The organism is Amycolatopsis sp. WAC 01416 (genome assembly GCF_003947485.1).
Lineage (GTDB): Bacteria > Actinomycetota > Actinomycetes > Mycobacteriales > Pseudonocardiaceae > Amycolatopsis.
Genome location: NZ_QHHX01000012.1, coordinates 200,300 through 223,251, shown reverse-complemented (window position 1 = coordinate 223,251; position 22,952 = coordinate 200,300). Strand labels below are relative to the sequence as shown.

Genomic DNA, 22,952 nt, shown 5'->3' with positions numbered 1-22,952 from the left:
GCGACGACCGGCCTCGGCCCCGAACGCCATGAACGGTCCGTTCATGGCGTTCGGACGGCTTCATCCCGGTCTCCTTTCCCCGCTGGCGGGCGGGGGCGCGGGGTAGGGCGGACCCCACCCCGCGACCGGCGGCCCACCGGATCCCTTTCCCCTGGGGAAATCCCTAGTTTTCAGCACATGTTCCGAATCGCGGCCACCGCCGCACTGCTGACCATCACAACGGTCTTGACGGCCCCCGCCGCCCAAGCGGCCACGCCGGCCTCCGCGGCGGCCGTCTTCGACGAGATCATCCCGCGAAGCCTTGCCGAGCATCACATTCCCGGCGCCGCCGTGGTGGTCGTCGAAGGCGGCGAGACGGTGTTCTCGGCAGGCTACGGTGTGTCCTCAGTGGACACTCAGGCCAAGGTGGACCCGGAACGCACCGGGTTCCTGATCAACTCCGTCGGCAAGTCGATCGCCGCCACCGCCGCGATACAACTCGTCGAACAGGGCAAGCTGGCGCTGGACGCCGACGTCAACACGTACCTGAAGTCGTTCAAGATCCCCGAAACCTTCCCCGGCCGTCCGGTCACCCTGTTCTCCCTGCTGACCCACACCGCGGGTTTCGAAGACCGCGTGTACCGGATGTTCACGCCACGGGACGAGAAACTGCCGGCGCTCGCGGAACACCTCGCGAACGAGATGCCCACGCGCGTCCGCCCACCCGGCGAGGTCGCCCTTTATTCGAACTACGGCTTCGCATTGGCCGGGTATCTCGTGGAACTGGCGTCGGGACAGTCCTATGCGGACTACGTGCGGGAGCACATCTTCGAGCCGTCGGGCATGAAGGACAGCAGCGTCGCCCAGCCCACTCCCGACGTCCCCCTGGCGACCGGCTACCGCTGGAACGGCTCGGCTCAGGTCGTCCCGCCGTCGAACTTCGGCCCCGAACCGCCCGCCGGCGACGGGAACGTCGCCACTCCGGCCGACATGGGCCGCTACCTGTCCGCGAACCTCGTCCCCGGCACGTTCAGCCGCTCGTTGCTCGACCGGTTGCACGGCGCGCGGTTCCGCAACGACCCGCGGCTGCCCGCGATGGGGTTCGGCTTCTCCGAGCGGTATCTGAACGGCTTGCGCCTGGTGGAGAAGACCGGCGATTCGCCGGGGTTCCTCAGCGTGCTGGAACTGATCCCGGAGAAGAACACCGGCGTGTACCTGGCGTTCAACGGCGGCGCGTTCTCCGGCGACGCCGCCGCGGTCACCGCCGAGGTACTGAAGGCCTTCGTCGACCGGCTACAGCCCGCCGCTCCCGTTCCCGCGCCCGTGCCACTCGCGGGTGACGTCTCACGGTTCGAAGGCAGCTACAACAACACCCGGCTGGACTACGACAGCTTCACGAAGGTCCGCGCGCTCGCGGGCGGCGTCACGGTGACCGCGGACGGGGACGGCGCGCTGACGACGTCCGGCCTCGGCGAGGGGACCCGGCGATGGACCCAGACCGAGCCCAGGCTGTTCACCGACGTGGCAGGCGAGCGGATCGCGTTCCGCGAGTCCGGCGGTCAGGTCCTGCTCTTCGCCGGTGACGACCCGAACTCCTCCTACGAACGCATGTCGTGGCTCGAATCGTCCTCCACCCACCTGCTGATCCTCGGGGTCGCGCTGCTGCTCCTGCTGGGCGCGCTGGTGTTCTGGCCGATCCGCGCGTTCGTCCGGCGTGGCCGGGAACGGAACCCGTCGGGCGCCCGGTTCGCGACCGTCGCCGCCTGGTCCGCGGCGCTGGCCGTCCTGCTGTTCGCAGGCGGCTTCGCGCTGCTCATGAGTGATCTGAGCGCCGCCGCCGTCGCGCTGACCTCCGGGCACTCCCCCTTGCTGAGCGTCACCCTGCTCCTGCCCGACGTCGTCCTGCTCCTGACCGGCGCCGCCGTCGTCTGCACGGCACTCGCGTGGCTCCGCGGCTGGTGGAACACCCCCGCCAGGATCACCTACACGGTGGTTTCCGTGGCCTTGACGGCCTTCCTCGGGGTGGTCGCCTCCTATCATCTGGTCGGGCTGCCCTACCTGGCTTGATGACCGCCGTCACATCGCCTTGACCTCCAGCTAACTGGAGCTAGCAAGGTGGGTTTCAGGCGGTGCTCACAACGGGTACTGCCGCTACGAACGGGTCGTTCCACCTGGGGAGAAACGCGGCGCCCCCGGTCGCCGCGAACGGGTGAAGACGACTAAGTTCGTCCTTGGAAACTTGTGTCGAAGACAGAAGGAGGGCCGATGGCCCGCTACGTGCTCCCCGATCTCGACTATGACTACAGCGCCCTGGCGCCGCACATCTCCGGCGAGATCAACGAGCTGCACCACAGCAAGCACCACGCGACCTACGTCAAGGGCGCGAACGACACGCTCGACAAGATCGCCGAGGCCCGCGAGGCCGGCAACTTCGGTGACATCGTCGGCCTGCAGACCACGCTGGCGTTCCACCTCGCCGGGCACGCCAACCACGTCGTGTGGTGGAAGATCCTCTCCCCGGAAGGCGGCGACAAGCCGACCGGCGAGCTGGCCTCCGCGATCGACGAGGCGTTCGGCTCCTTCGACAAGTTCAAGGCGCAGTTCACCGCGGTCGCCACCACGATCCAGGGCAACGGCTGGGCCGCGCTCTCCTGGGACCCGATCGGCAAGACGCTGATCACCCAGCAGCTGCGCGACCACCACAACAACCTGGTCCTGCCGACCACGCCGATCCTGCTGGTCGACGTCTGGGAGCACGCGTTCTACCTGGACTACAAGAACGTGAAGCCGAAGTACGTCGAGGCCCTGTGGAACATCTTCAACTGGGCCGAGATCTCCAAGCGGTTCGACAACGCCGTCGCCGGCGGCAACGGCCTGCTGCTCGGCTGACTTCTCGCCACGACACGGGGCTCTCCCTTTCCGGGAGGGCCCCGTTTTTCGTCTTGACCTCCAGTGCGGTCGAGGTGTCAAGGTCGACGCATGGACGTCGCCGCATACCTCGATCGACTCGGAGTCGACAGACCCGCCACCGCGGACGTCGCCGCGCTGCGGACGCTGCAGGAGCGCCATCTCGCGACGGTGCCGTTCGAGAATCTGAGCATCCACCTCGGCGAGCCGATCGTCCTGGACACCGAGGCGCTGTTCGACAAGATCGTCCGGCGGCGCCGCGGCGGCTTCTGTTACGAGCTGAACGGACTCTTCGCCGCCTTGCTGCGGGAACTGGGCTTCGATGCCGTCCTGAAGTCGGCGAAGGTCTTCCGGCCGGACGGCACCCTCGGGCCGCCGTTCGACCACGCCGTCGTCAGCGTCGAACTGGACGAGCCGTGGCTGGCCGACGTCGGTTTCGGCCGGTTCAGCCGGTTCCCGTTGCGGCTGTCCGCCACCGAGGCGCAGGCCGACCCGGAGGGCGAGTTCCTGGTCCTCGACGCGCCCCACGGCGACATCGACGTCCTCCAGGACGGCAAGCCCCAGTATCGGATCGAGCGGCGGCCGCGGGCGCTGGACGAGTTCGCCCCGACTTCGTTCTGGCAGGCGACGTCACCGGACTCGCATTTCACGCGGGGGCCGACCTGTTCGCTGCCGGGCAAGCACGGCCGGGTCACGCTGGCGGGCGACAAGCTGATCGTCACGACCCACGGCGTCCGCGAGGAGACCAGGCTTTCGAGTGACCAGGAGATCCTCAAGACCTACCGGAAGGAATTCGGGATCGAACTCGCCCGGGTGCCAGGACGGCCTTGACCGGACCGGCGGGGTCATCGACCATGAACCCTCCGGAATGAACGAAGCCCCGCCTCCGGGGGTGACCCGGTTGCGGGGCTTCGTCCGTTCCCGAACTGACTGCCGCTCCCACCACGAAGCGGACATGTATGAGGTTAGCCTAACCTCATCTATCCCGGCAAGGGGTACGGCCGAGAGACGCCGATCTCACCCTTCCGAGTGACGGCAGACTGTCCTCATGAGTCTTCTGAGCGGCAAGGCCGTGGTCATCACCGGCGCCGGACAGGGCCTGGGCAGGGCGTTCGCGCATCACGCGGCGTCCCAGGGCGCGGCGGTCGTGGTGAACGACGTCGAAGCGGGTCTCGCGGACGAGGTCGCGAGGGAGATCCGCGCGCTGGGCGGGCGCGCCGCGGCCAACGACGGCTCGGTCGCCGATGCCGAGCAGGCCGCCGGGCTGATCGACCAGTGCGTCGCCGAATTCGGCAGGCTCGACGGCCTGGTCAACAACGCCGGCGTCAACTACCGGGCCGACCCGTGGGCGGACGACCCGGCGCGGATGCGCGAAGTGGTCGAAGTCAACGTGCTCGGCCCGCTCTTCTGCGGGACCGCCGCCGCGAAAGTGCTGCGTGACCAGGGCGGCGGCGTGATCGTGAACGTGGGCTCCGGCTCCATGATCGGCCAGCGCCGCGCGGCCGCGTACTCGGCCTCGAAAGGCGCCGTCGCCTCCATGACCGCCTCGTGGGCGGCCGACCTGGCCGAACACGGCATCCGGGTCAACGCCATCGCGCCGGTGGCCTGGACGCGGATGGCCCGGAACGACCCGACCGTCGTCCAAACCCCTGAGCACTCCCCGGAACGGGTGGCGCCGCTGGTGACGTACCTGCTCAGCGACCTTTCGGCGGGGGTCACCGGGCAAATCCTCCGGTTCCGCGGCGACATCCTGTGCGTCCTTCGGCAGACCGCGATCAAGGACCCTGTCCTCGAACGCGACGACTGGACCGCCGAAGACATCGCGGACGCGGTGGGCGGCGATCTGCGGGAGGCGCTGGAGCCGCCTCCCTCGGCCAGGTGGAAGTGACCGTTTTCGAGTCCCCGACCTGCGTCGATCCGCTAGCGTGCGCGCGTGACCACATGGGGTGTCAAGGGTTTCCTGGCGATCGTGATCGCCGGACTCTGCGCGGGGTGCATGACGAAGGTCGACACCTACGAAGAAGGGCTCGGGCCGAAGGAACTCCCCAAGGAGTGGCCGACGGCGAACGGCCGTCCGCTGCGCCCGGTGCCGATGCCGTCCGGGGAGTTCCTGCCGGCGTTGCCGCAGGAGACCGCGGCCCAGGTGCTGTGCCAGGCGATCCCGGCGGACCGCTGGAAAGTGCTGATGAGCGGCGACGTCGCGCGCGAGGTGGAGCACGGCGAGTCGTGCCACGCCGTCGGCCTGGACAGCTGGGTGCGGATCTCCTTGAACCGGACCGCCATGGCCGACTCGCCCGGGCTGGGCACAGGCAAGAAGGTGACCGTCGCCGGACGCCCGGCGACGGTCGTCCTTGGCGGCTCACCGTCGTTTGTGGAGACCAAGCTCTCCGACACCGATGTGCGCGTGCTGCGGATCGAGACCAGCTGGACGCGTGTCCCCCCGCAGCACGACCAGAGCGAAGGCCTGCTGCTCGGGCTGACCGAGGCGGTACTCGGCGGCGCTTTCGGCCCCGGCCCGAAGCTGCCCGCCGCGGACGAACGTGACGTCATCGAACGGAAAACCGTCGAGCCGGGCGCGGGCATCCTCGACGCTCCGCTGCCCGAGATCTCGTGGAAACTGTGCACGCAGATCCAGCGCGCGCTCGGCCTTCCCGCCGCGGCCACGGAGCCGTACGCCGACGGGAAATGCACGGCGATCGCGGCGGATGACTCGCCCATCCGGGTCGAGCACGCCGCCCTCCGGACGGAGCTTCGAGGTGAGCCGGTGGCAGGCCGCCCGGCTTCGGAGAGCGGTGGGCAGTTGAGCGTCCTGTTGACGGACAACGGTTCCGGGCAGGGGTTGCGGTTCTCCTGGCGGGATCGCTCGGAGGCGGAACTGCGGGAACTGGCGGGAAAGATCCTGCCGCCACTACTGGGCGGCTGACTCTCCCTCCCTCTCCCGAGGCTGCGCCCAATGTGGCATTGGGGACGGTGAGTGACCCCAATGCCACATTGGGCGCATCTCACAACCGGCGCTGGTCTACCGCACCCCTTCCCGAACGCCCACTCGCCGGATCCACCCATCGGGTTGGCGTTTCGCCGGACAGCGGGCGTCCGACGGGCTAGCTTCTCCCCGTGGCCACCCCGCACGACTACCGCGCCATCGCGCGCAAGACCGACCGTCCGATGTGGATCTGGGCGGGTTGCGCGCTGACCAGTGTCCTGTTGTTGTTCGGTGTGGGGATCGTCGTCGCCATCACCCTGCTGAACGAAAACGACGAGCCAGAGGCCACGCTCCCCACGGTCTGGCCGTCCACGTCCGGGCAGGCGCTCCGCCCGGTCCTGATGCCGACGGGTGAGATGGTGGCCGCGCTGACGGACGAGACCGGCGCGCAGGTGCTCTGCCAGGCGATCCCGGAGCAGCGCTGGGAGGAGATCCTCGGCGGCCCGACGCTCCTGGAAGCGGGAATGTCCTGTCACGCGGTCACGGCGAAGCTCGACGTCAGCGCGCGGATGATCGCCGCACTGCCCGAGGACACGAGCCGGGGCATGCCCACGAGGACCACCGTCGCGGGCAAGCTCGCGGTCATCGCCACGGACAAGGACGGCACCAGCCTGAGCGTCGAACTCGTCGAGGTCGCGCCGCACAACGGCGCCTCGCCGGTGCTGCACGTCTCCGTTCGCGGCAGGCTCACCGAAAGCCCTGGATCGGAAGAGAAGGCGAAGGCGCTCGCCGAGGCGCTGATCGCCGGTGCGACACCGCCGGGGCCGAAGTTGCCGAAAATCGGCGAAGACGGTGAGATCCCGCTGGAGCAGATCGAGCCGGGCCCGATCAAGGACCGGCCGCTTCCGGTGATCTCCTGGCTGTTGTGCGGCGAACTCGGCCGCGCGCTCGGCGTGACCGCAGACAAGGCGAAGCCGAACTTCTTCGCCGCGTGCGAGCTGAACGGCGTGACCGCGGATTACAGCGCGCTGTCCACGGCCGTCGTTCCGACCACGACGATCGCCGGGCTGCCCGCTCAGGTCGACGAACGAGGCGTCGTCGTGCAGCTCACCGACGATCCCGACGGGCAGACGCTGAAGTTCAAGGGCACCGGCGATCTCCCGGCGCTCGCCGAGAAGATGGTGCCGCCGCTGCTCGGCCGTTAGACCCGGTAATTCGACAAGAGGTCACCGAGCAGGGTCTCGTACGCCTTCCGGTCGAATCGGGCCCCGGTGAACGAGAACTCCTGGTCGGGATCGAAAGGCTCGTAGTCGTACTGGTGGCCGAAAGCCCGCCACTCGACCACGTCATCGCCGAAGACGACCTCCACGCTGTACCCGCCGCAGCCCAAGTCGCCGCACAGCGGGCAGAAGAGCAGCGCGACACGCGCCGTCGTCGAAGTCGCCGGGCAGGTGGCCGAGCAACCGCGAAAGCGTCTCGACCGCCGACTCACGCCACCGTTCGTCGTGCAGGAACAACGGTGTCTGCTCCTGTACGGGAACCATCGAGCGCACCGCCACGCCGTCGATCGTCCAGTCCAGGAACCGGGCCTCACCGTCGTTCCAGGACGTCACCGACGGCTCGACACCGAGCCTGTTCACACCCGTTCCCTCTTCAGCACGCGCAGCCCGTTCCCGAACCGCCGCACCGGCAGGCTCACCCCGCCGCGCCGGATCAGCACGACGGCGCAGACCACCGCGGCGACCGCCGAGATCGCGCCGCCGATGTAGAACGGCGAGCGGCCGCCGAAGGCGTCGGCCATCCAGCCGGTCATCGGGCCGCCGACGGGGTTGCCGCCGATCAGCACCAGCACGTACAGGCCCATCACGCGGCCGCGCATCTCCGGGCTGACCGCGGTCTGCACCAGCGCGTTCGCCGTGTTCAGGAAGGTGATCGTGGCGAAGCCGAGCGGGATCAGCGCGAGGCCGAAGGTCAGGTACGTCGGCATGAACGCGGTGATCACCTCGAACGCGCCGAGCAGGAACGCCGAGATCAGCAGCAGCCGCACCCGGGGACCGCCGCGAGTGTTGCGGCGGGCCGACATCAGCGCGCCGGTGAAGGTGCCGACGGCGACCAGTGTCGACAGCAGGCCGTAGCCGTCGGCGTCGGTGTGGAAGACGTTCGCGGCCACGATCGGCAGCGACGTGAAGTACGTGATGCCGAACGTGCTCACGAAGAACACCAGCACCATCACGGTCATCAGGTCACTGCGCCGCCGGACGTACCGCAGCCCCTCGACGAGTTGCCCCTTCTCGCGCGGGATGGCCGGGCCGCGGAAGAGCTTGTCCGGGTTCATCATGACCAGCGCGACGATGACGGCGCCCGTGCTCACCGCGTTCGCCATGAACAGCCAGCCGGTGCCGACCCAGGTGATCGCGAAACCCGCGATGGCCGGGCCGACGATGCGGGCCATGTTGAAGATCGAGGAGTTGAGCGCGACGGCGTTGGTGACCTTGTCCCTGCCGACCATCTCGGCGACGAACGACTGCCGCGCGGGCACTTCCAGCGACGCCGTCACGCCGAGGGTGAAGCAGAGGAGGTAGACGTGCCAGAGCGCGGCGATCCCGCTCAGGTCGAGTGCGCCGAGGACGACCGCCTGCGCCAGCACGGCGATCTGGATGCCGATCAGCAGCCGCCGCTTGTCGACGCGGTCGGCGAGCACCCCGGCCCACAACGAGAGGAACAACGTCGGCAGGAACTGCAGGGCGACCGCGATGCCGAGCGCGATCGGGTCGTTGCCGCTGAGGGTGAACACCAGCCAGTCCTGGGCGATGCGCTGCATCCAGGTGCCGATGTTCGAGATGACCTGGCCGGTGAAGAAGAGCCGGTAGTTACGGACCTTCAGCGAGGAGAACATGCTCCCGCGCGGCTTCTCGGGCGTGGGTGGCGGTGGTGGAGCGGGTTCCCGGGTAACGGTGGTCTTCGAAGGACACTGTGTTTCGTTACCCGTGGTCGTCACCGCTGTTAGTTCCCCGCCATCCTGTCGATGATCTCGGAGGCGCGAGAGAGCACTTCACGTTCTTCGGCGCTCAACTCCGCCAATTGCTTGTCCAGCCAGATCTCCCGCGCGGTGATCTGCTCGATCACGTAGGCCCGGCCGCGGTCGGACAACTCGACGATGGCCTGGCGGCCGTCCGTCGGATGCGGCCTGCGCTCGACGTAACCCATCTCCTCGAGCGCGGCGATCACCCTCGTCATCGAGGGCGGCTGGACGCCTTCCTTCGCGGCGAGCTGGCCAGGGGTCAGCGCACCGCATTTGTGCAGCGTCGACAACGCGGAAACCTGGGTCAGCGAGATGCCGTCACCGGCCCGCTGGGCCCGCAGCCGTCGATTGAGCCGCACCACCGCGAGACGCAGGCGGCTCGCCAATGAGCGCTCGTGCGTGTCTCCGGACATATAGTTAGCTTACCTCACGATCGGGTCATCGGCCCGTGAGATCGCCCACGGCTGGCAAAACCGCTGGTCAGTTGAACGCGGCTTGGATGGGGCCGACCGCGAAGTAGGCCACGAACATCACCGCGATGCCCCACATCAGCGGGTGCACGCCCTTCGCCTTCCCGGTGACGGCGCGGATGACGACGTAGCTGACGAAGCCGGCGCCGATGCCGTTCGCGATCGAGTAGGTGAACGGCATGATCACGATGGTCAGGAACGCGGGGAGCGCGATGGTGAAGTCGGAGAAGTCGATCTCCTTGACCTGGCTCATCATCAGCGCGCCGACGACGACCAGCGCCGGAGCGGCGGCCTCGACCGGCACGACCTGGTAGAGCGGGGTCAGGAACATGGCCGCGATGAAGAGCACGCCCGTGACGACGTTCGCGAGCCCGGTCCGGGCGCCCTCCGCGATACCGGACGCGGATTCGACGAAGACGGTGTTCGAACTCGACGACGCGAAGCCACCCGCCACCGCGGCGGTGCCGTCGACGAACAGGGCCTTGCCGACGTTCGGGAGTTTGCCGTCCGGCGGGAGCAGGCCGCCTTCCTTCGCCAGCCCGGTCATCGAGCCCATGGTGTCGAAGAAGTCCGCCAGCACCAGGGTGAACACCAGCAGCACGACGGTGATGATCGGCAGCCGCGTCCAGGCGCCGAAGGAGATGTCGCCGACCAGCGAGAGGTCCGGCATGCCGAGGACCTGATCCGGCAGGGCCGGGTAGCCGAGGTTCCAGCCCAGCGGGTTGACGCCCTTCGACGGGCCGACCTTGGTGATCGCCTCGACGACGATCGCCAGCACGGTCGAGGCGAGCACACCGATCAGGATCGCGCCCTTGACCCGCTTCGCCACCAGGATGCCGGTGACCAGCAGGCCGACGACGAACACCAGCGTCGGCCACGACGCGATCGAACCGTTGATGCCCAGCCCCACCGGCACGGTGGTCTTCGCGTCGTCCGGGACGCGGCGGACGAATCCGGCGTCGACCAGGCCGATCAGGCAGATGAACAGGCCGATGCCGACCGCGATCGCGGATTTCAGCGGCGGCGGCACGGCGTTGAACACCGCCGTCCGGATGCCGGCGAAGACCAGCAGGACGATGACCAGCCCCTCCATCACCACCAGGCCCATCGCCTCGGGCCAGGTCATCTGCGAGGCGAAGGTGACCGCGATCAGGCTGTTGATGCCGAGGCCGGTGGCGATGGCGAACGGGTAGTTCGCGACCAGGCCCATGATGATGGTCAGCACCCCGGCGACCAGCGCGGTCACCGCGGCGACCTGCGGCACGGGGAGGATGTTGCCGAGGATGTCCTTGTGCGCGCCCGCGTCGTCCGCGGAGAAGCTGCCGAGGATCAGCGGGTTGAGGACGACGATGTAGGCCATCGTGAAGAAGGTGACGATCCCGCCGCGGACCTCACGCCCCGGTGTCGAGCCGCGCTCGCTGATCTTGAAGAACCGGTCCAGTGTGGACCGGGTGCGCTGCTCCGCCATCGCGTACCACCCTTCGCCCGTTGCCGGGTACCCTTCCCCACGTGGGCGATTCGATCAATTCCGGGGAAGTAAACGGTTCATTGCGGCCAACGCCGGAGCTGCCGAAGCGGCTGACCGACCTGACGCCGGTCGTGATCGTAGGTACCTCGCTCTGGGCGGTCGCGACCGTGGTCCTGTTCTTTGTGACCGACGGCATCTGGGTGCAGACGGCGTTCTCCGGCCTCGTGCTCGGCTTCATCGGGCTCGCGATCATCGCCTGGCAGCGCGCCGCCGCCCGCCGGGGCTCGAAGAGCGCCCAACGCTTCTAGCTTCCCCGCGATTCGTCACTTACTTGCGATGGGTGCGCTCCGCACTCGTCGCAAGTAGGTGACGAATCGCGGCGGGTCGGGTCGCAAGTAGGTGACGAATTGCGTCAGTTGAGCAGGGCCGACGGCGAGGGGTCGTCGAGCAGGGCCGTGAGCACGTGGCGGTCGGCCCACCGGTCGGTGGCCCAGGCGAAGGCGCGGCCGAGGCCTTCAGGGGTGTCGGCGGCGTGCAGCGTGCCGTCGGACCACCAGGCGACTTCGTGCTCCGCGTCCTCGAAGGTCACCGTCAGAGACTCGTGCAGCAGCACGCCGCCGTCGGGCAGTTCGACGCCCAGCTGATCGGCGGCCAGCCGGAGCGCGGAAAGCTCCGTCCACGGCACGTACTCGCCGCCCTCGGTGACCTTGGCGTCGAGACCGCTCGCCACCGGCAGGTCCAGCAGTTCCGCCAGCGCGGCGGCACCGCTCGCCGAGACGACCATCCGGTCCGGCGCCAGCACGGCGGCGAACCACGGCACGTCGAGCACGACGGCGTCGCGAGCGTCGACGGCCGAACCGTCCGCCGCCCGGACACGATCCGGCGGCGCGACGTCCACTGTGTACTCGGCGAGTGCCGCGTGCGCCCGGGAAGCGAGACCGGGGCTCACCTTGCGCCCGGGATCACCCAGCCGCTCCAGGAGATCTTCGACGTCTTCGGCGTCCGTTCCCAGCTCTGTCCGCACCCCGGCGGCGAGCAGGATCTCCTTGCTCAGCCCCGAATCCGGGACGACGTCGTAGAGCCCGGCCAGCGCGGTGGCCGACGGCATCCGCCAATCGAGCGGCGCGTGCCCGTCGAGCAGCGCGTAGCGCGCGAGCCACCAGCCGGTGTGCCCGCCGGGTTCGGTGAGGGCACGCCAGGTTTCCGGACGGGACGCGAGCAACCGCAGCGCCTCCGGCCACGCGTCGTCGCCGACGAGGTCGAGATCGCGTACGGCGAGCACCCGTGACGGCGGCCGCTCCCGCGAATCCCACCATTCGTGCTCGTCGGGCAGGCCGTGCTCGGGTTCCAGCGGTTCGTCGTCGGTGATGATCGCGAAGGAATCGAGTACCCCGACCGCGACAAGCGTGGCCGTCGGCCAGTCCTCGGCGAATTCCTCGTCCAGTACGGACAAGGCGCCGTCTTCCTCGAACACCTCGGGATCGAAGATGTCGCCCAGCGGCGAGGTGGGCAGGACGAGTTCGTCCGCGCGCCGCCAGCCGTCCTCGCTCGGCAACGCCAGCGCGCCCGCCCATTCGGGCGCCTCGTCGCCGACTTCGGCGATCAGGCGGAGCACCGCACCGGCGAGCGCCATACCGTCCAAACCGGACCGGACGTCTTCGGCACTGCGCTCGACGGCGGCGCTCAGCGCGTCGGCCTCCAGCAGGTCGCTCGCCTCGGCATGCTTGGCGCCCAAGCGTTCCAGCAACGGATGCGCGGCGGCCGGATGCACGAGCCGCAGCCCGAGAATGTCCACATCGGACAGCAGTTCGAGCAGTTCCGCCGAGCCGCCGACGAGCAACGCGTCGCGCACGCCGGGCAACGTGCGGCCGTCCGACATCGGCACCGGCAAGGCGCCGAGGTCGTCCTTGGTGAGGTCGTGCGCTTCGAGGGCCGGGAGCAGCACGTCGTAGAGCGAGCGCCACCACGACGGCTCGCGCTGGACCCCGGTCAGCTGCTCGATGGCTTCGGCAGGCGAAACCGATTGCGCACCGACGGCGCGAAGGTCCACACCGGACAGGGAAATCAGCCCGGGCACGAGATCGGCCAGCAGTGGCGCCAGCCCCGGTACGTCCACCGACAGGACACGCGCCCGACGCCCCGGCAAGTCGTCACCTGCTTGCGAGGGAAGCCAGGGCGAGTCGGCGAGATTTTCGAGGATGGCCTCCCGCAGCGTTCCGTCCACAGTGGAACGCGGGAAGCCCCCGCCTGGCACGAGCAGCAGGCGTTCCTTGGCGGGCAAGGAACAAACGAGGGCGACGTACTCCCGCGCGGCGTTCTTCAGCGCCGCGGTCAGCTCCGGCCCCGGCAGCGCGCGACGACGTGACGGCTCGATCGGCAGCGTCGCGATCAGCCTCGCGGGCAGGGAAAGCTCGTCGTCGGTGGGGGTCGGCGCGTGCAGGACGTCTTCGCCGAGCGGCCGCGGCGAACCGGCGCCGTCCAGCGGGACGGCCCAGACGACCTCGCCACGGTGGACCTGCCAGTGCTCGGAACCGTCCGGTGACGCGAGTTCGACGACACCGTCACCTAGATCGGACCGGCGCCAGACACCGCCCTCGACCTCGATGCTCTCCAGCCAGGACAGGGTGAGCAGGAGGTCGCCGATGTCGTTCTTCAGCTCCGCCAGCAGGGCTTGACCGTCGACGCCCTCGCGCAGTGGAAGCCGGACCTCGGTCGTGAAACCTTCGGGCACCGGAGGTTCGTCGTCCGCGACCGGCCACGGAAGCCGGAGCACGGGAACGTCGCCGGTGCGGCCGGCTTCGGCCCGTGTGCGTTCCGCGGAGAACGCGACCCCGCCGGTCGCCGAAACGATCCGCGGCTCGGCGGAAACGGTGAGCACGGCGGCGAACCCGACGCCGAAACGACCGACGGTCTCCTCCCCCTTGCCCGAAGCACGAAGGGAGGCAAGGGATTCGACGCCGCGCGCGTCCAGCGGCGCACCCGTGTTGGCGAACCTCAGCTCACCATCCACAAGGGACACCCGGAGCGTGCCGCGTTCGCCGGCCGCCAAGGCCGCGTCGGCAGCGTTCTGCGCCAGCTCGACGAACAGCCGGTCACGGTAGCCGCCGACCCGCAGGTCGTTCTCGGTGTTCGTGTCCTCGGTGAAGCGCGTCGGCGAGTCGGCCCACGCTCGCAGGACGGCGGCACGCAGCCGCTCGGTGCCGAACGGGTCAGTGCTCACTGGCGCTTTCGGCTTCGACCTGCGCTTCGTCGGCGGTGTCCACGGCGACGGCCTCGGGCTCGACCTCCGGCTGGACTTCGGCGGTCTCAGGCGCCTCGGCGACCGGGGCTTCGGACTCGTCGACGACCGTGGCCTCGGCGGGCTCGGGCTCAGTGACCTCGGTGGCCGCTTCCGGCGCGGGCTCGAAGTCGATCAGCGAGTCGTCGTAGACCAGTTCCGCCACCGGCACCGACGAAGTCACCTCGACCTCGATCTCGGAGTGCGCGCCACAGCCGTACTCGACGTCGACGACGTGACCGTCCGCCGGGGAGATGTCGTTGGTGCACGCGCCGAAGGCCGCGCTCAGCGACCCGGCGAGCGGCACGAAGAAGCCGCAGCTCCCGCAGACGTCCGGCGCGCTGCGCGCCATGTCCGACCGCGGGCCGAACTCACCGCTGTGCCAGCGGGCGGCGGCGTCGAGCCTGCCGTGCCGCGACAGCACGTGGACCCGGCCGAGACCGGCCTCCTTGGCGACCTCCTCGACCGCGGGGTCGTCGGACTGCAGGTACGCCGGGGCGAGCCGCGGGTCGTCCTTCTCCACCGGGAAGATGTCGCCGACACCGAGATCGCCGGCCTGGACGCGGCGATCCCACGGCACCCACGCCGGGGCGACGCGCGCTTCCGGACCGGGGATCAGCACGACCTCGCTGACCGTGATCGGCTCTTCCTCGCCGGCGAGCGCGACCGTGACCGACCAGCGCCAACCTCGATAACCCGACACGGTCGCCTCGAACAGGTGGCTCGCGGAAACCGCGTCCTCGGAGTCCACGCCGACGTGCGCGCCGACCTGTTCGGCACCGGCGTCCGCCAGCACCGCGGTACGGGCGAGATCGACCGCCTCGGCGAGTTTGCGCTGGATGGAGCCGTCGTCCAGGGTCAACAGCAGGGTCATGCCCCCATTCTGCCGCACGCGATATCGCGGTCCGTGTCAGGCTGTCCGCGTGCGCACGCCGATGACCATGTCGCTCCTGCTGGCCGCCGTCCTCGGCGGCTGCGCCGCCGCGCCGGTGAGCGAGGCGGCCCCGCCGGAGAAGTTCCAGGTGCAGGTGCTGTCGAAGCTGCCTCACGACCCGGCCGCCTTCACCCAGGGCCTCGAGTTCTCCGGCGAGACGCTGTACGAGGGGACCGGCCTGGTCGGGAAGTCGTCGATGCGGGCCGGGCCCGCGGGCGCGGCGCCGACGGTCCGGCAGGACCTGCCCGGCCTGTTCGGCGAGGGCATCACCGTGCTCGGGCCGACGACCTGGCAGATCACCTGGCAGGACGGCGTCGCGATCGAACGCGACGCCAAGACGCTGGCCGAGCTCAGGCGGGTGAACTACACCGGTGAGGGATGGGGCCTGTGTCACCGCGAGAGCACGGGACAGCTGGTGATGAGCGACGGCTCGTCGAAGCTGACCTTCCGCGACCCCGTGTCCTTCGCTCCGACGGGCGGCGTCGACGTCGGGCGTGACCAGCTGAACGAACTGGAATGCGTCGGGGACTCCGTGTACGCGAACGTCTGGCAGACGGACCGGATCCTGCGGATCGACGCCGCGACCGGGCGGGTCACCGGCGAAATCGACGCGTCCGGGCTGCTCACTCCCGAGGAACGGAGCTCCGCCGACGTCCTCAACGGCATCGCGGCGGTGCCCGGGACCGACGAGTTCGTGCTCACCGGCAAGCTCTGGCCAAGGATGTTCCGCGTGAAATTCGTCCCTGCCGCCTAGAAAGCAGTGGTGAACGCGCGAAGCGGGTCCCGCGTAAGGCAGGATTGCAGGGTGGGAATCTTCGGCTCGAACTCTGGACCCGACGGCACGCCTTCCGGCCGGTCGGGCAAGGAGCGTGGCCGCAAGAGCAAGCGGAAGTGGACGCCGGAGCCGGGAGCCGCCCAGGCGCGCAACTGGTCCGCGCCGCCGCCGACCCGCGTCGACCAGCAGCCGGTGCCGCCCGCCCCGCCGCGCGCGGCCCGCCCCCAGCCACAGCACCACCCCCAGTACCAGCCGCATCCCGCCGGGCCGACCGCCGACGAGGCGCGCACCAGCGCGATCCCGATGGGGCACCACCAGCCACCACCGCCGCCTCCGCCTCGGACACCTCCCCGCGGCGCGCGCCCGTATCCGGATCCTTCGCAGCGGCAGACCGAACCAGTCCGGCGTCGTCCGGGCGGGTTCTACGACGACCACCCACCGGGCAGCGGCGAGTACGAGCACTACGACACCGGCGGTTACGCGGGCGAGCCGCGCTACGCCGAAGAGCTGCCGCAGGAGAACCCGACGACCGCGGTCCCGCCGCGGGCCGGTTCCCTGCCGAAGATGCCGAAGAAGATCACGGTCACCCGGGTCGCGGCGATGCGCAGCCGTCAGCTCACCGGGCAGGCCGTCGGCGCCTTCCAGCGCGCGACGAAGGCGGACGGCGCCGACAAATCGGGCCTGACTTCGCTGACGTACGCGGTGATGCTGAACTACGCCAGCGACGCCGCGATGGCGATCGCGCTGGCCAACACCTTGTTCTTCGCCGCCACCAGCGGGGAGAGCAAGGGCAAGGTCGCGCTCTACCTCCTCATCACGATCGCCCCGTTCGCGCTGGTCGCGCCGGTGATCGGCCCGGCACTGGACAGGATCCAGCGCGGCCGCCGTCTCGCCATGTGCGTGTCTTCGGCAGGCCAGGCGCTGATGGCCATCGTGATGGCGCTGCACTTCGACGACTGGCTCCTGTACCCGGCGGCGCTGGGCATGATGGTGCTCTCGAAGTCGTTCACCGTGCTCAAGGCCGCGATGACCCCACGGGTGCTGCCGCCCGAGATCACCCTTTCGAAGACGAACGCGCGGCTCACCGTGTTCGGCCTGATCGCCGCCGGCGCGTTCGGCGCGCTGGCGAGCGGGGTCAACGCGATCTGGGGCTCGCAGGGCGCGCTGTGGTTCACCATGGTGATCTGCGTCGCGGCCGCGGTGCAGTCGATGCGCATCCCGTCCTGGGTCGAGAAGACCGAAGGCGAGGTGCCCGCTTCGCTGTCCGCGCATCCCGAACGGCGGGTCAAGAAGCAGCGGCAGCCGATGGGGCGGCAGATCGTCGTCTCGTTGTGGGGCAACGGCACCGTCCGCGTGCTGACCGGGTTCCTGATGATGTTCTCCGCGTTCGCGGTGAAGGCGCAGGCCGAGGGCAGCGGGCAGAGCCCGTTCGACCAGTTGCTGCTGCTCGGCATCATCGGCGCCGCGGCGGGCGCCGGCGGTTTCCTGGGGAACGCGCTCGGCTCCCGGCTGCACTTCGGCAAACCGGACCAAGTGATCCTGGCCTGCGTCGGAGCCTGTCTCGGCATCGCGGTCATCGCCACCGTGGCGGCAGGCCTGGCGACGGCGGCGATCGTCGCGCTCGTCGGCGCGACCGCGAGCGCGCTGGCGAAGATCAGCCTCGACGCCGTCATCCAGGAAGACCTGCCGGAAGAGTCGCGCGCGTCGGCGTTCGGCCGGTCGGAGACCGTGCTGCAGATGTCCTGGTGCTTCGGCGGTGCCGTCGGCCTGCTGCTGCCGCCGACGTACTGGATCGGCTTCCTGGTGCTTTCGATCCTGCTGGCCGTCGGGTTCACGCAGACGTTCATGGTCCGGCGCGGCACTTCGCTGATCCCGGGACTCGGCGGCGACCGGCCGCTGCGCCCGGAGCCGACCAGCGAATCGCCGATCCCCTCGCAGCCCGGTGACTCCCGGTGGCGGCCGAGCTCGTAATCTTCACCGTATGCGGCGACTTCGTATTTTGGCCCTGCTCGCGGCGGGTGGTTTCGTGGTGGCCGGTTGTTCGGCCCCGGGCCCCGAAGAGGTGACCTTCTTCGCCGACGGCAAGACGGTGAACGTCACCCCGCTGGCCTCCTGCGACATCAAGAGCGCCCAGTGCACGACCAAGCCCGACGCCGCGGGCAAGCTGCGCATCCGGCCGGGGAAGCCGGTGCAGATCTCCGTGCCGAGCGCGATCGCGGAAACGCCGTGGAAGGTCACGGTGCAGTACGTGAACGGCAAGGGCGAGCCGCAGGAGCTCAAGCAGGACATCATCACGTCGCTGGACCGGTTCGCCTACACCGTGACGACACCCCGGCCCGACGACCAGATCCTCGTCGTCGAGGTCGCGCAGGCTTCGGTGATCAGCCAGACCGGACGTCCTGAGGACGCCGAGGCGGTCACGACGGCGATCTGGTCGCTGCAGGTCGAGCCGCCGGCCGTCTGAGGGAGCAAGGGACCTTTGCTACCGCGCGGGCTTGTTCCTGAGCTGATCAGGTGAAGGCCTCCTTCACTACCTTCAGGGTCAATGCCAGGAACTTAGGGCCGCGGCTCTTCAGACTCGCCAATCGTCCACAGAGGACGGAAATCGAGGAGAAATGTCCGTTTGCATCTAGTTTGACCGTGTCCGCAAGTACGTGAAGGCCCCCTTCATGGCGCCTAGCGCAATGAAGGGGGCCTTCACGTACTTGCCCGCTCGAGTCCACTACCCGCCGGACCGCACCTTCCAGGTAGGCAAGGAGGCCTTCACAGACCCGGGCACCCAGCGGCCAACCGCAGTCAGAATCCGGCAGATACCTAAGACACCGTGCGGGCGTAAAACGACATGAAAGGCCCCTTCATTGCAAATTTTGCAATGAAGGGGCCTTTCATAGCGCTTGGAGACGGCGCCGGATCAGGGATCGAGGTCCCTGGCGACGGCGCGCATGATCTCGGCGATCTGCTTGGTGTTCTTGCGGTCCGGGTAGCGGTTGCGCCGCAGGTCCGGCTGCACCTTGAGCTCGAGCAGCTTGATCATGTCCTCGATGAGCCCGTGCAGCTCCTCGGCGGGGCGGCGGCGCGCCTCGGCGACCGAGGGCGGCGGGTCCAGCAGCCGGACGGAGAGCGCTTGCGGCCCGCGGCGGCCGTCGGCGACACCGAACTCGAGGCGCTGCCCGGCCTTGAGTCCTTCGACGCCCTGTGGCAGCGCGGCTTTGCGGATGTAGACGTCGGCGCCCCCATCCTGGGTGACGAAACCGAAACCCTTCTCCGCGTCGTACCACTTGACCTTGCCGGTCGGCACTTCCCTCACCAATCCTTTGCTGTCCCGCTCACAACGAACGCGCCCGGGGGCGTACCCAGGGCGCGCGTCCCATAAGCGTATCTCGACACATGCCCTGTGGAGAAGCGGATACCGGCGGATACCCTTTGGTTCATGGAGACCGCAGTAAAGGAGGCCGCTGTGGCCGTCCCCGAAAAGCCCGGCAAACCGATCCTGATGCGCGTGGGCATCGGCCTGTTCGCGCTCGGCATGATCGCCGTCACAGCGGTGTTCGTCCTGTTCGCCGCCGGACTGGAGAACCTGCCGGTGTGGCTGTCCGCCGCGGCGGGCGTCATCACCCCGCTGGGGCTGGCCCTCGGCCTGATCGCCCTGGTTCGCGAGGCTCGCCGAAAGAGCTGAACCAGCCGGGGAACTCGGTCAGCGAGTCGAACACCACGTCGGCTCCTTCCGCGAGCAGTTCGTCCTTGGTGCACGGGCCCGTCGTGACCCCGACCGGGACGGCGCCCGCAGCGCACGCGGCGCCCACGTCGCCGAGGTGGTCCCCGACGTAGACACGGGCACCGTGCTCGGTGAGCGCGGCGGCCTTCTCCGTCGACCACAGCTCTCCGACCAGGACGTCGACCTCGAGCCCGAGTGCGTCCAGGTGGAGTTTGGCGTTGGGCCCGTATTTGCCGGTGACGACGACCGTGCGCCCGCCCGCCTCGCGGACCGCGTGCAGTGCTTCGGCCGCCCCGGGCATCGCGACCGTCACCGGCACGACGGTCTCCGGGTACATCGCGCGGAACCGTGCCACGAGCTCCGGGATGCGTTCCTCCGGCGCGCCGAAGCCGCGCAGGCTGTCGTCGAGGGGCGGGCCGAGGTTGGCCGCGAAGAACTCGCCGTCCAGCGGCAGGCCGGACTCCACGCCGAGCGCGTTCATCACCGCGACCATGCCCGGCCGCGGATCGATCAAGGTCATGTCGAGGTCGAACCCCACGGTGATGCCCACCCGATCACGGTAGCCGCCACCACCGACTGATTTACACCGGATGGATGCTCGTCAACTTCTTTGACATCGATGTGATCTGTGTCAAGCTGGAAGTGTGGGCGAGATCACGAGCTTCTCCGACCGGACCAAGGCCTCTCTACGGGAGGCGCTGCTCGACGCGGCCACCGAACTGCTCACCGAACACGGCTTCACGGCCCTGCGGATGGCGGACGTCGCCGCGCGCGCCGGGGTGAGCAGGCAGACCGTCTACAACGAGTTCGGCACCAAGGCCGCGCTCGCCCAGGCCGTGGTCCTCCGGACGACGTCGGAATTCCTGGAGGGCATCCGGCTGCGCGTCCAGCACGCGCGGGATCTGCGCGACGGGATCCGCGAGGCGGTCGTCTACACGATCGAGCACGCCCGCGAGAACCGGCTCGTCGCCACCACGCTGGGCACCGAAGCGGGCGAGGACCTCCTTCCGCTGCTCACCACCAAGGGCGAACCGATCCTGACCGCGGCCACCGAGGTCGCGGCCGGGCAGTACCGCGAGTTCGAGCCGTCGCTCTCGCCGGGGTCCGCCGCGCTGCTGGCGGAGACCGTCGTGCGGCTTTCCCTGTCCCATCTCGTCATGCCGACGCATTCGGCCGACGAGGCGGCGGCTTCCGTTGTCGCCGTGCTGGCACCCGCGATACGGGCGCTGACCACCGATTCGAAGGGGACGTCATGACCGGCACTCTTTCCGAGCTGCGGACCGGGTTTTCCTCACTGCGCAAGGGCGGGCTGAACTGGGACTCGTTCCCGCTGCGGCTGTTCGTCAAGGGCAACGACAAGTTCTGGAACCCCGCCGACATCGACTTCTCCCGTGAACGCGAGGGCTGGGACACCCTCAACCCGGAGCAGCAGCGGTCGGCGACCTACCTGGTGGCGCAGTTCATCGCGGGCGAAGAGGCCGTCACCGAAGACATCCAGCCGTTCATGCGGGCGATGTCCGCGACGGGCCGCTTCGGCGACGAGATGTACCTGACGCAGTTCTGTTTCGAAGAGGCCAAGCACACCGAGGTGTTCCGCCGCTGGATGGACGCCGTCGGGCTCACCGAGGACCTGCATCCGTACGTCGCGGAGAATCCCCACTACCGCAAGCTTTTCTACGAGGAGCTGCCGCGGTCGCTGCGGGCGCTGGAGGACGATCCCAGTCCGCTCAACCAGATCCGCGCGAGCGTCACCTACAACCACGTCATCGAAGGCAGTCTCGCGCTGACCGGGTACTACTCCTGGCAGTTGATCTGCACCCAGCACGACATCCTGCCGGGAATGCAGGAACTGGTGCGCCGCATCGGCGACGACGAACGCCGCCACATGGCCTGGGGCACCTTCACCTGCCGCCGTCACGTCGCCGGGGACGACTCGCTGTGGGACGCGGTGCAGCAACGCATGGGCGAACTGCTTCCCCACGCGCTGGGCATGATCCAGTGGGTGCAGGACCAGTTCGAGGAGATCCCGTTCGACAACGATCCGGAGGAGATCATCCAGTACGCGGCGGACCGGGCGCAGCGGCGTCTCGGCGCGATCGAATCCGCGCGCGGGATGCCGGTGGAGCAGATCGACCTCGACTATTCGCCGGAGAACCTCGAAGAGACCTTCGGCGAAGAAGACGCGAAGGCGATCGCCGAGGCTGCCGCCAACACCGCGGCCTAGCGCGTGAAGGCCTCCTTCCCTCGGCTCAGCCGAGGGAAGGGGGCCTTCACGCGCGTTCGGAGGTCACCCGGCGGGCCAGTAGACGGCGTGCGTGCGGCCGTTCTCGTTGTCGGACAAGCCGACGATCGTCCCGTTCGCCGTGATGTGGTCGGCGACGCTGTAAGTACCGCCCGGCAACGTGCCGAGGACCGTCCGCGTGCCGGCGGAGTCCCACTTCGTCGCGATGTTGTTCTCCAGTCCGACGACCGTCCCTTCCCGGTCGATGTCGTAACCCAGTCCGCGTTGGGTCGACAGCGTCGTCCGGGTCCCGGCCTGGTCCCACTTGACCGGGCTCTCCGTGCCGAACACCAGGTACCCGCCGCCGGCGGCGGCGCCGGCGTCGTTGACCGCGTTCGCCCAGGCCGGCCCGCTCTCCGGGTACTCCAGCCAGGTCATCCGCCCGTCGAGCTCCCACCGCACGGGCTTCGGATTGCCGTTCAGCTCGGCACTGCCGACGATCACGCCGAAGTCGTTCATGTCCTCCGGAGTGCTGTACGGGTTGCCGGGGGAAAGATCGGTGATCGCACCGGCGAGGTTCCAGCGCACGACGTGGTTGCGCCCGGCGGAGTCGGACGCCGTTCCGGCGATGGTCCGGCCGTCCGGGGTGATCCAATCCGCGTTGGCGTAGGAACCGCCCGGCAGCCCGCCGAGGTCCACCACCTCGCCGTCCGGGTTCCACCGGACGGCGTGGATCTTGCCGTCCGCGGCACGCCCGGCGCCGACGATCACCCCGCCGTCGGTGATCGCGTTCGCGGTCGCGTAATCCCCACCGGGCAGGTACGGCAGCGCGGTGACCGTCCCGTCCGGCGACCATTTGACCGCCGCCTGGTTCGAGAAGTCCTTGTCCGCCCAGCCGACCGCGACCCCGGCGCTGTTGACGTCCGTCGCCTTGCTCTGCTCACCGCCGAGGCTCGGCAACGCGGAAATACGGCCCAGCGCGTCCCATTTCGCCGCGTGGTACTTGATCTGACCTTCCAACGGCGTCGACGAGCCGACCATGACACCGTCGTCGTTGACCGCGTTGACCTGGCTGTACTGGTCTCCCGGCAGGGTTCCGAGGTCGATCGGGGCGGTCGCGACGCCGGCGGCCGCCAGGCCGGGCAGCATCAGCGGCAGGACGACCAGCGAGGCGCCCAGGGCGAGAACTCTTCTGCTTCGCTCGAGTTTCATTTTTCTCCCCTTCGCGGCGGTTCGGATCCACCGCGAAGGGAACACGCGC

The 22,952-nt window shown here is 69.1% G+C and carries 23 protein-coding genes; 13 read left to right on the top strand and 10 right to left on the bottom strand.

Annotation, left to right across the window (positions count from 1 at the left end; genetic code table 11):
- Positions 1-177 precede the first annotated feature (177 nt).
- From DL990_RS35750 to DL990_RS35725, 6 genes are all read left to right on the top strand, one after another.
- Entirely contained in the window at positions 178-2,046 is a 1,869-nt protein-coding gene (locus DL990_RS35750; RefSeq protein ID WP_125801339.1) for a serine hydrolase, read from the top strand.
- Positions 2,047-2,244: 198 nt separating this feature from the next.
- On the top strand, positions 2,245-2,868 hold the full coding sequence (locus DL990_RS35745; RefSeq protein WP_037317970.1) for a superoxide dismutase: 624 nt from the start codon (positions 2,245-2,247) through the stop codon (positions 2,866-2,868).
- A 90-nt stretch (positions 2,869-2,958) separates the two neighbouring features.
- Entirely contained in the window at positions 2,959-3,717 is a 759-nt protein-coding gene (locus DL990_RS35740) for an arylamine N-acetyltransferase (RefSeq protein ID WP_125801338.1), read from the top strand.
- A 217-nt stretch (positions 3,718-3,934) separates the two neighbouring features.
- Entirely contained in the window at positions 3,935-4,774 is an 840-nt protein-coding gene (locus DL990_RS35735; protein ID WP_125801337.1) for an SDR family NAD(P)-dependent oxidoreductase, read from the top strand.
- 45 nt (positions 4,775-4,819) lie between these two features.
- Complete coding sequence (locus DL990_RS35730) at positions 4,820-5,809, top strand: hypothetical protein (RefSeq protein ID WP_125801336.1); 990 nt, start codon at positions 4,820-4,822, stop codon at positions 5,807-5,809.
- Between the two features lie 191 nt (positions 5,810-6,000).
- Positions 6,001-7,014, top strand: a complete 1,014-nt coding sequence (locus DL990_RS35725; RefSeq protein ID WP_125782039.1) for a hypothetical protein — start codon at positions 6,001-6,003, stop codon at positions 7,012-7,014.
- Here DL990_RS35725 and DL990_RS42020 read toward each other — a convergent pair.
- The 5 genes from DL990_RS42020 to DL990_RS35705 form a co-directional block, all read right to left on the bottom strand.
- Positions 7,011-7,178, bottom strand: coding sequence for a hypothetical protein (locus DL990_RS42020; RefSeq protein WP_233598691.1), 168 nt, complete (start codon positions 7,176-7,178; stop codon positions 7,011-7,013). The two genes, DL990_RS35725 and DL990_RS42020, sit on opposite strands and share 4 nt — an antisense overlap.
- Positions 7,156-7,449, bottom strand: coding sequence for a hypothetical protein (locus DL990_RS35720; RefSeq protein ID WP_233598692.1), 294 nt, complete (start codon positions 7,447-7,449; stop codon positions 7,156-7,158). Before DL990_RS35720 ends, DL990_RS42020 begins: the two co-directional genes overlap by 23 nt.
- The gene (locus DL990_RS35715; RefSeq protein WP_125782041.1) at positions 7,446-8,705 is read right to left on the bottom strand and encodes an MFS transporter; all 1,260 of its coding nucleotides are present in this window, start codon (positions 8,703-8,705) and stop codon (positions 7,446-7,448) included. Before DL990_RS35715 ends, DL990_RS35720 begins: the two co-directional genes overlap by 4 nt.
- A 107-nt stretch (positions 8,706-8,812) precedes the next feature.
- Complete coding sequence (locus tag DL990_RS35710) at positions 8,813-9,244, bottom strand: MarR family winged helix-turn-helix transcriptional regulator (RefSeq protein WP_016337543.1); 432 nt, start codon at positions 9,242-9,244, stop codon at positions 8,813-8,815.
- Positions 9,245-9,311: 67 nt separating this feature from the next.
- A complete protein-coding gene (locus DL990_RS35705; protein WP_125801335.1) occupies positions 9,312-10,769 on the bottom strand; it encodes an NCS2 family permease in 1,458 nt (485 codons plus the stop codon).
- An 80-nt stretch (positions 10,770-10,849) separates the two neighbouring features.
- Here DL990_RS35705 and DL990_RS35700 point away from each other — a divergent pair, with 80 nt between their 5' ends.
- Positions 10,850-11,077, top strand: coding sequence for a DUF2530 domain-containing protein (locus DL990_RS35700; RefSeq protein WP_125801418.1), 228 nt, complete (start codon positions 10,850-10,852; stop codon positions 11,075-11,077).
- Positions 11,078-11,181: 104 nt separating this feature from the next.
- Here DL990_RS35700 and DL990_RS35695 read toward each other — a convergent pair whose 3' ends face one another.
- Together DL990_RS35695 and DL990_RS35690 are read right to left on the bottom strand one after the other, a co-directional pair.
- On the bottom strand, positions 11,182-13,989 hold the full coding sequence (locus tag DL990_RS35695; protein WP_125801334.1) for a sacsin N-terminal ATP-binding-like domain-containing protein: 2,808 nt from the start codon (positions 13,987-13,989) through the stop codon (positions 11,182-11,184).
- Positions 13,979-14,920 (bottom strand): DUF3027 domain-containing protein, encoded by a 942-nt coding sequence (locus DL990_RS35690; RefSeq protein WP_125801333.1) that lies wholly within the window; start codon positions 14,918-14,920, stop codon positions 13,979-13,981. Before DL990_RS35690 ends, DL990_RS35695 begins: the two co-directional genes overlap by 11 nt.
- 49 nt (positions 14,921-14,969) lie before the next feature.
- Between DL990_RS35690 and DL990_RS35685 the strand changes: the two genes are divergently transcribed.
- The 3 genes from DL990_RS35685 to DL990_RS35675 are packed head-to-tail and all read left to right on the top strand — an operon-like array spanning position 14,970 to position 18,219.
- Positions 14,970-15,734, top strand: a complete 765-nt coding sequence (locus DL990_RS35685; protein WP_125801332.1) for a glutaminyl-peptide cyclotransferase — start codon at positions 14,970-14,972, stop codon at positions 15,732-15,734.
- A 51-nt stretch (positions 15,735-15,785) separates the two neighbouring features.
- Positions 15,786-17,726 (top strand): MFS transporter, encoded by a 1,941-nt coding sequence (locus DL990_RS35680; RefSeq protein WP_125801331.1) that lies wholly within the window; start codon positions 15,786-15,788, stop codon positions 17,724-17,726.
- A gap of 28 nt (positions 17,727-17,754) precedes the next feature.
- Entirely contained in the window at positions 17,755-18,219 is a 465-nt protein-coding gene (locus DL990_RS35675) for a DUF2771 family protein (protein WP_125782279.1), read from the top strand.
- A gap of 447 nt (positions 18,220-18,666) precedes the next feature.
- On the opposite strand, the gene DL990_RS35670 is transcribed toward DL990_RS35675, so the two are convergent.
- Positions 18,667-19,053 carry a cold-shock protein gene (locus DL990_RS35670; protein WP_016337551.1) on the bottom strand — a complete coding sequence of 129 codons (387 nt, stop codon included), beginning with the start codon at positions 19,051-19,053 and terminating at the stop codon, positions 18,667-18,669.
- 132 nt (positions 19,054-19,185) lie between these two features.
- Between DL990_RS35670 and DL990_RS35665 the strand changes: the two genes are divergently transcribed.
- Entirely contained in the window at positions 19,186-19,431 is a 246-nt protein-coding gene (locus DL990_RS35665) for a hypothetical protein (RefSeq protein ID WP_125782053.1), read from the top strand.
- Here the strand turns inward: DL990_RS35665 and DL990_RS35660 are convergent.
- Positions 19,367-20,020 (bottom strand): HAD family hydrolase, encoded by a 654-nt coding sequence (locus DL990_RS35660; protein ID WP_125801330.1) that lies wholly within the window; start codon positions 20,018-20,020, stop codon positions 19,367-19,369. The genes DL990_RS35665 and DL990_RS35660 overlap by 65 nt on opposite strands.
- 94 nt (positions 20,021-20,114) lie before the next feature.
- Here DL990_RS35660 and DL990_RS35655 point away from each other — a divergent pair, with 94 nt between their 5' ends.
- Positions 20,115-20,726: a TetR/AcrR family transcriptional regulator gene (locus tag DL990_RS35655; RefSeq protein ID WP_199746734.1), complete on the top strand. Its 612-nt coding sequence runs from the start codon at positions 20,115-20,117 to the stop codon at positions 20,724-20,726.
- On the top strand, positions 20,723-21,694 hold the full coding sequence (locus tag DL990_RS35650) for a R2-like ligand-binding oxidase (protein WP_125801329.1): 972 nt from the start codon (positions 20,723-20,725) through the stop codon (positions 21,692-21,694). Before DL990_RS35655 ends, DL990_RS35650 begins: the two co-directional genes overlap by 4 nt.
- Positions 21,695-21,757: 63 nt before the next feature.
- Here the strand turns inward: DL990_RS35650 and DL990_RS35645 are convergent, their stop codons facing one another.
- Positions 21,758-22,903 carry a hypothetical protein gene (locus DL990_RS35645; RefSeq protein WP_125801328.1) on the bottom strand — a complete coding sequence of 382 codons (1,146 nt, stop codon included), beginning with the start codon at positions 22,901-22,903 and terminating at the stop codon, positions 21,758-21,760.
- Positions 22,904-22,952 lie beyond the last annotated feature (49 nt).

What these genes read in the sequence shown, in the direction of transcription:
- DL990_RS35705 (WP_125801335.1), bottom strand. Translation starts at nt 10,769, where the DNA reads ATGGCGGAGCAGCGCACCCGGTCCACACTGGACCGGTTCTTCAAGATC.
- DL990_RS35715 (WP_125782041.1), bottom strand. Translation starts at nt 8,705, where the DNA reads ATGTTCTCCTCGCTGAAGGTCCGTAACTACCGGCTCTTCTTCACCGGC.
- DL990_RS35745 (WP_037317970.1), top strand. Translation starts at nt 2,245, where the DNA reads ATGGCCCGCTACGTGCTCCCCGATCTCGACTATGACTACAGCGCCCTG.
- DL990_RS35750 (WP_125801339.1), top strand. Translation starts at nt 178, where the DNA reads ATGTTCCGAATCGCGGCCACCGCCGCACTGCTGACCATCACAACGGTC.
- DL990_RS35645 (WP_125801328.1), bottom strand. Translation starts at nt 22,903, where the DNA reads ATGAAACTCGAGCGAAGCAGAAGAGTTCTCGCCCTGGGCGCCTCGCTG.
- DL990_RS35710 (WP_016337543.1), bottom strand. Translation starts at nt 9,244, where the DNA reads ATGTCCGGAGACACGCACGAGCGCTCATTGGCGAGCCGCCTGCGTCTC.
- DL990_RS35735 (WP_125801337.1), top strand. Translation starts at nt 3,935, where the DNA reads ATGAGTCTTCTGAGCGGCAAGGCCGTGGTCATCACCGGCGCCGGACAG.
- DL990_RS35740 (WP_125801338.1), top strand. Translation starts at nt 2,959, where the DNA reads ATGGACGTCGCCGCATACCTCGATCGACTCGGAGTCGACAGACCCGCC.
- DL990_RS35665 (WP_125782053.1), top strand. Translation starts at nt 19,186, where the DNA reads ATGGAGACCGCAGTAAAGGAGGCCGCTGTGGCCGTCCCCGAAAAGCCC.
- DL990_RS35650 (WP_125801329.1), top strand. Translation starts at nt 20,723, where the DNA reads ATGACCGGCACTCTTTCCGAGCTGCGGACCGGGTTTTCCTCACTGCGC.
- DL990_RS35690 (WP_125801333.1), bottom strand. Translation starts at nt 14,920, where the DNA reads ATGACCCTGCTGTTGACCCTGGACGACGGCTCCATCCAGCGCAAACTC.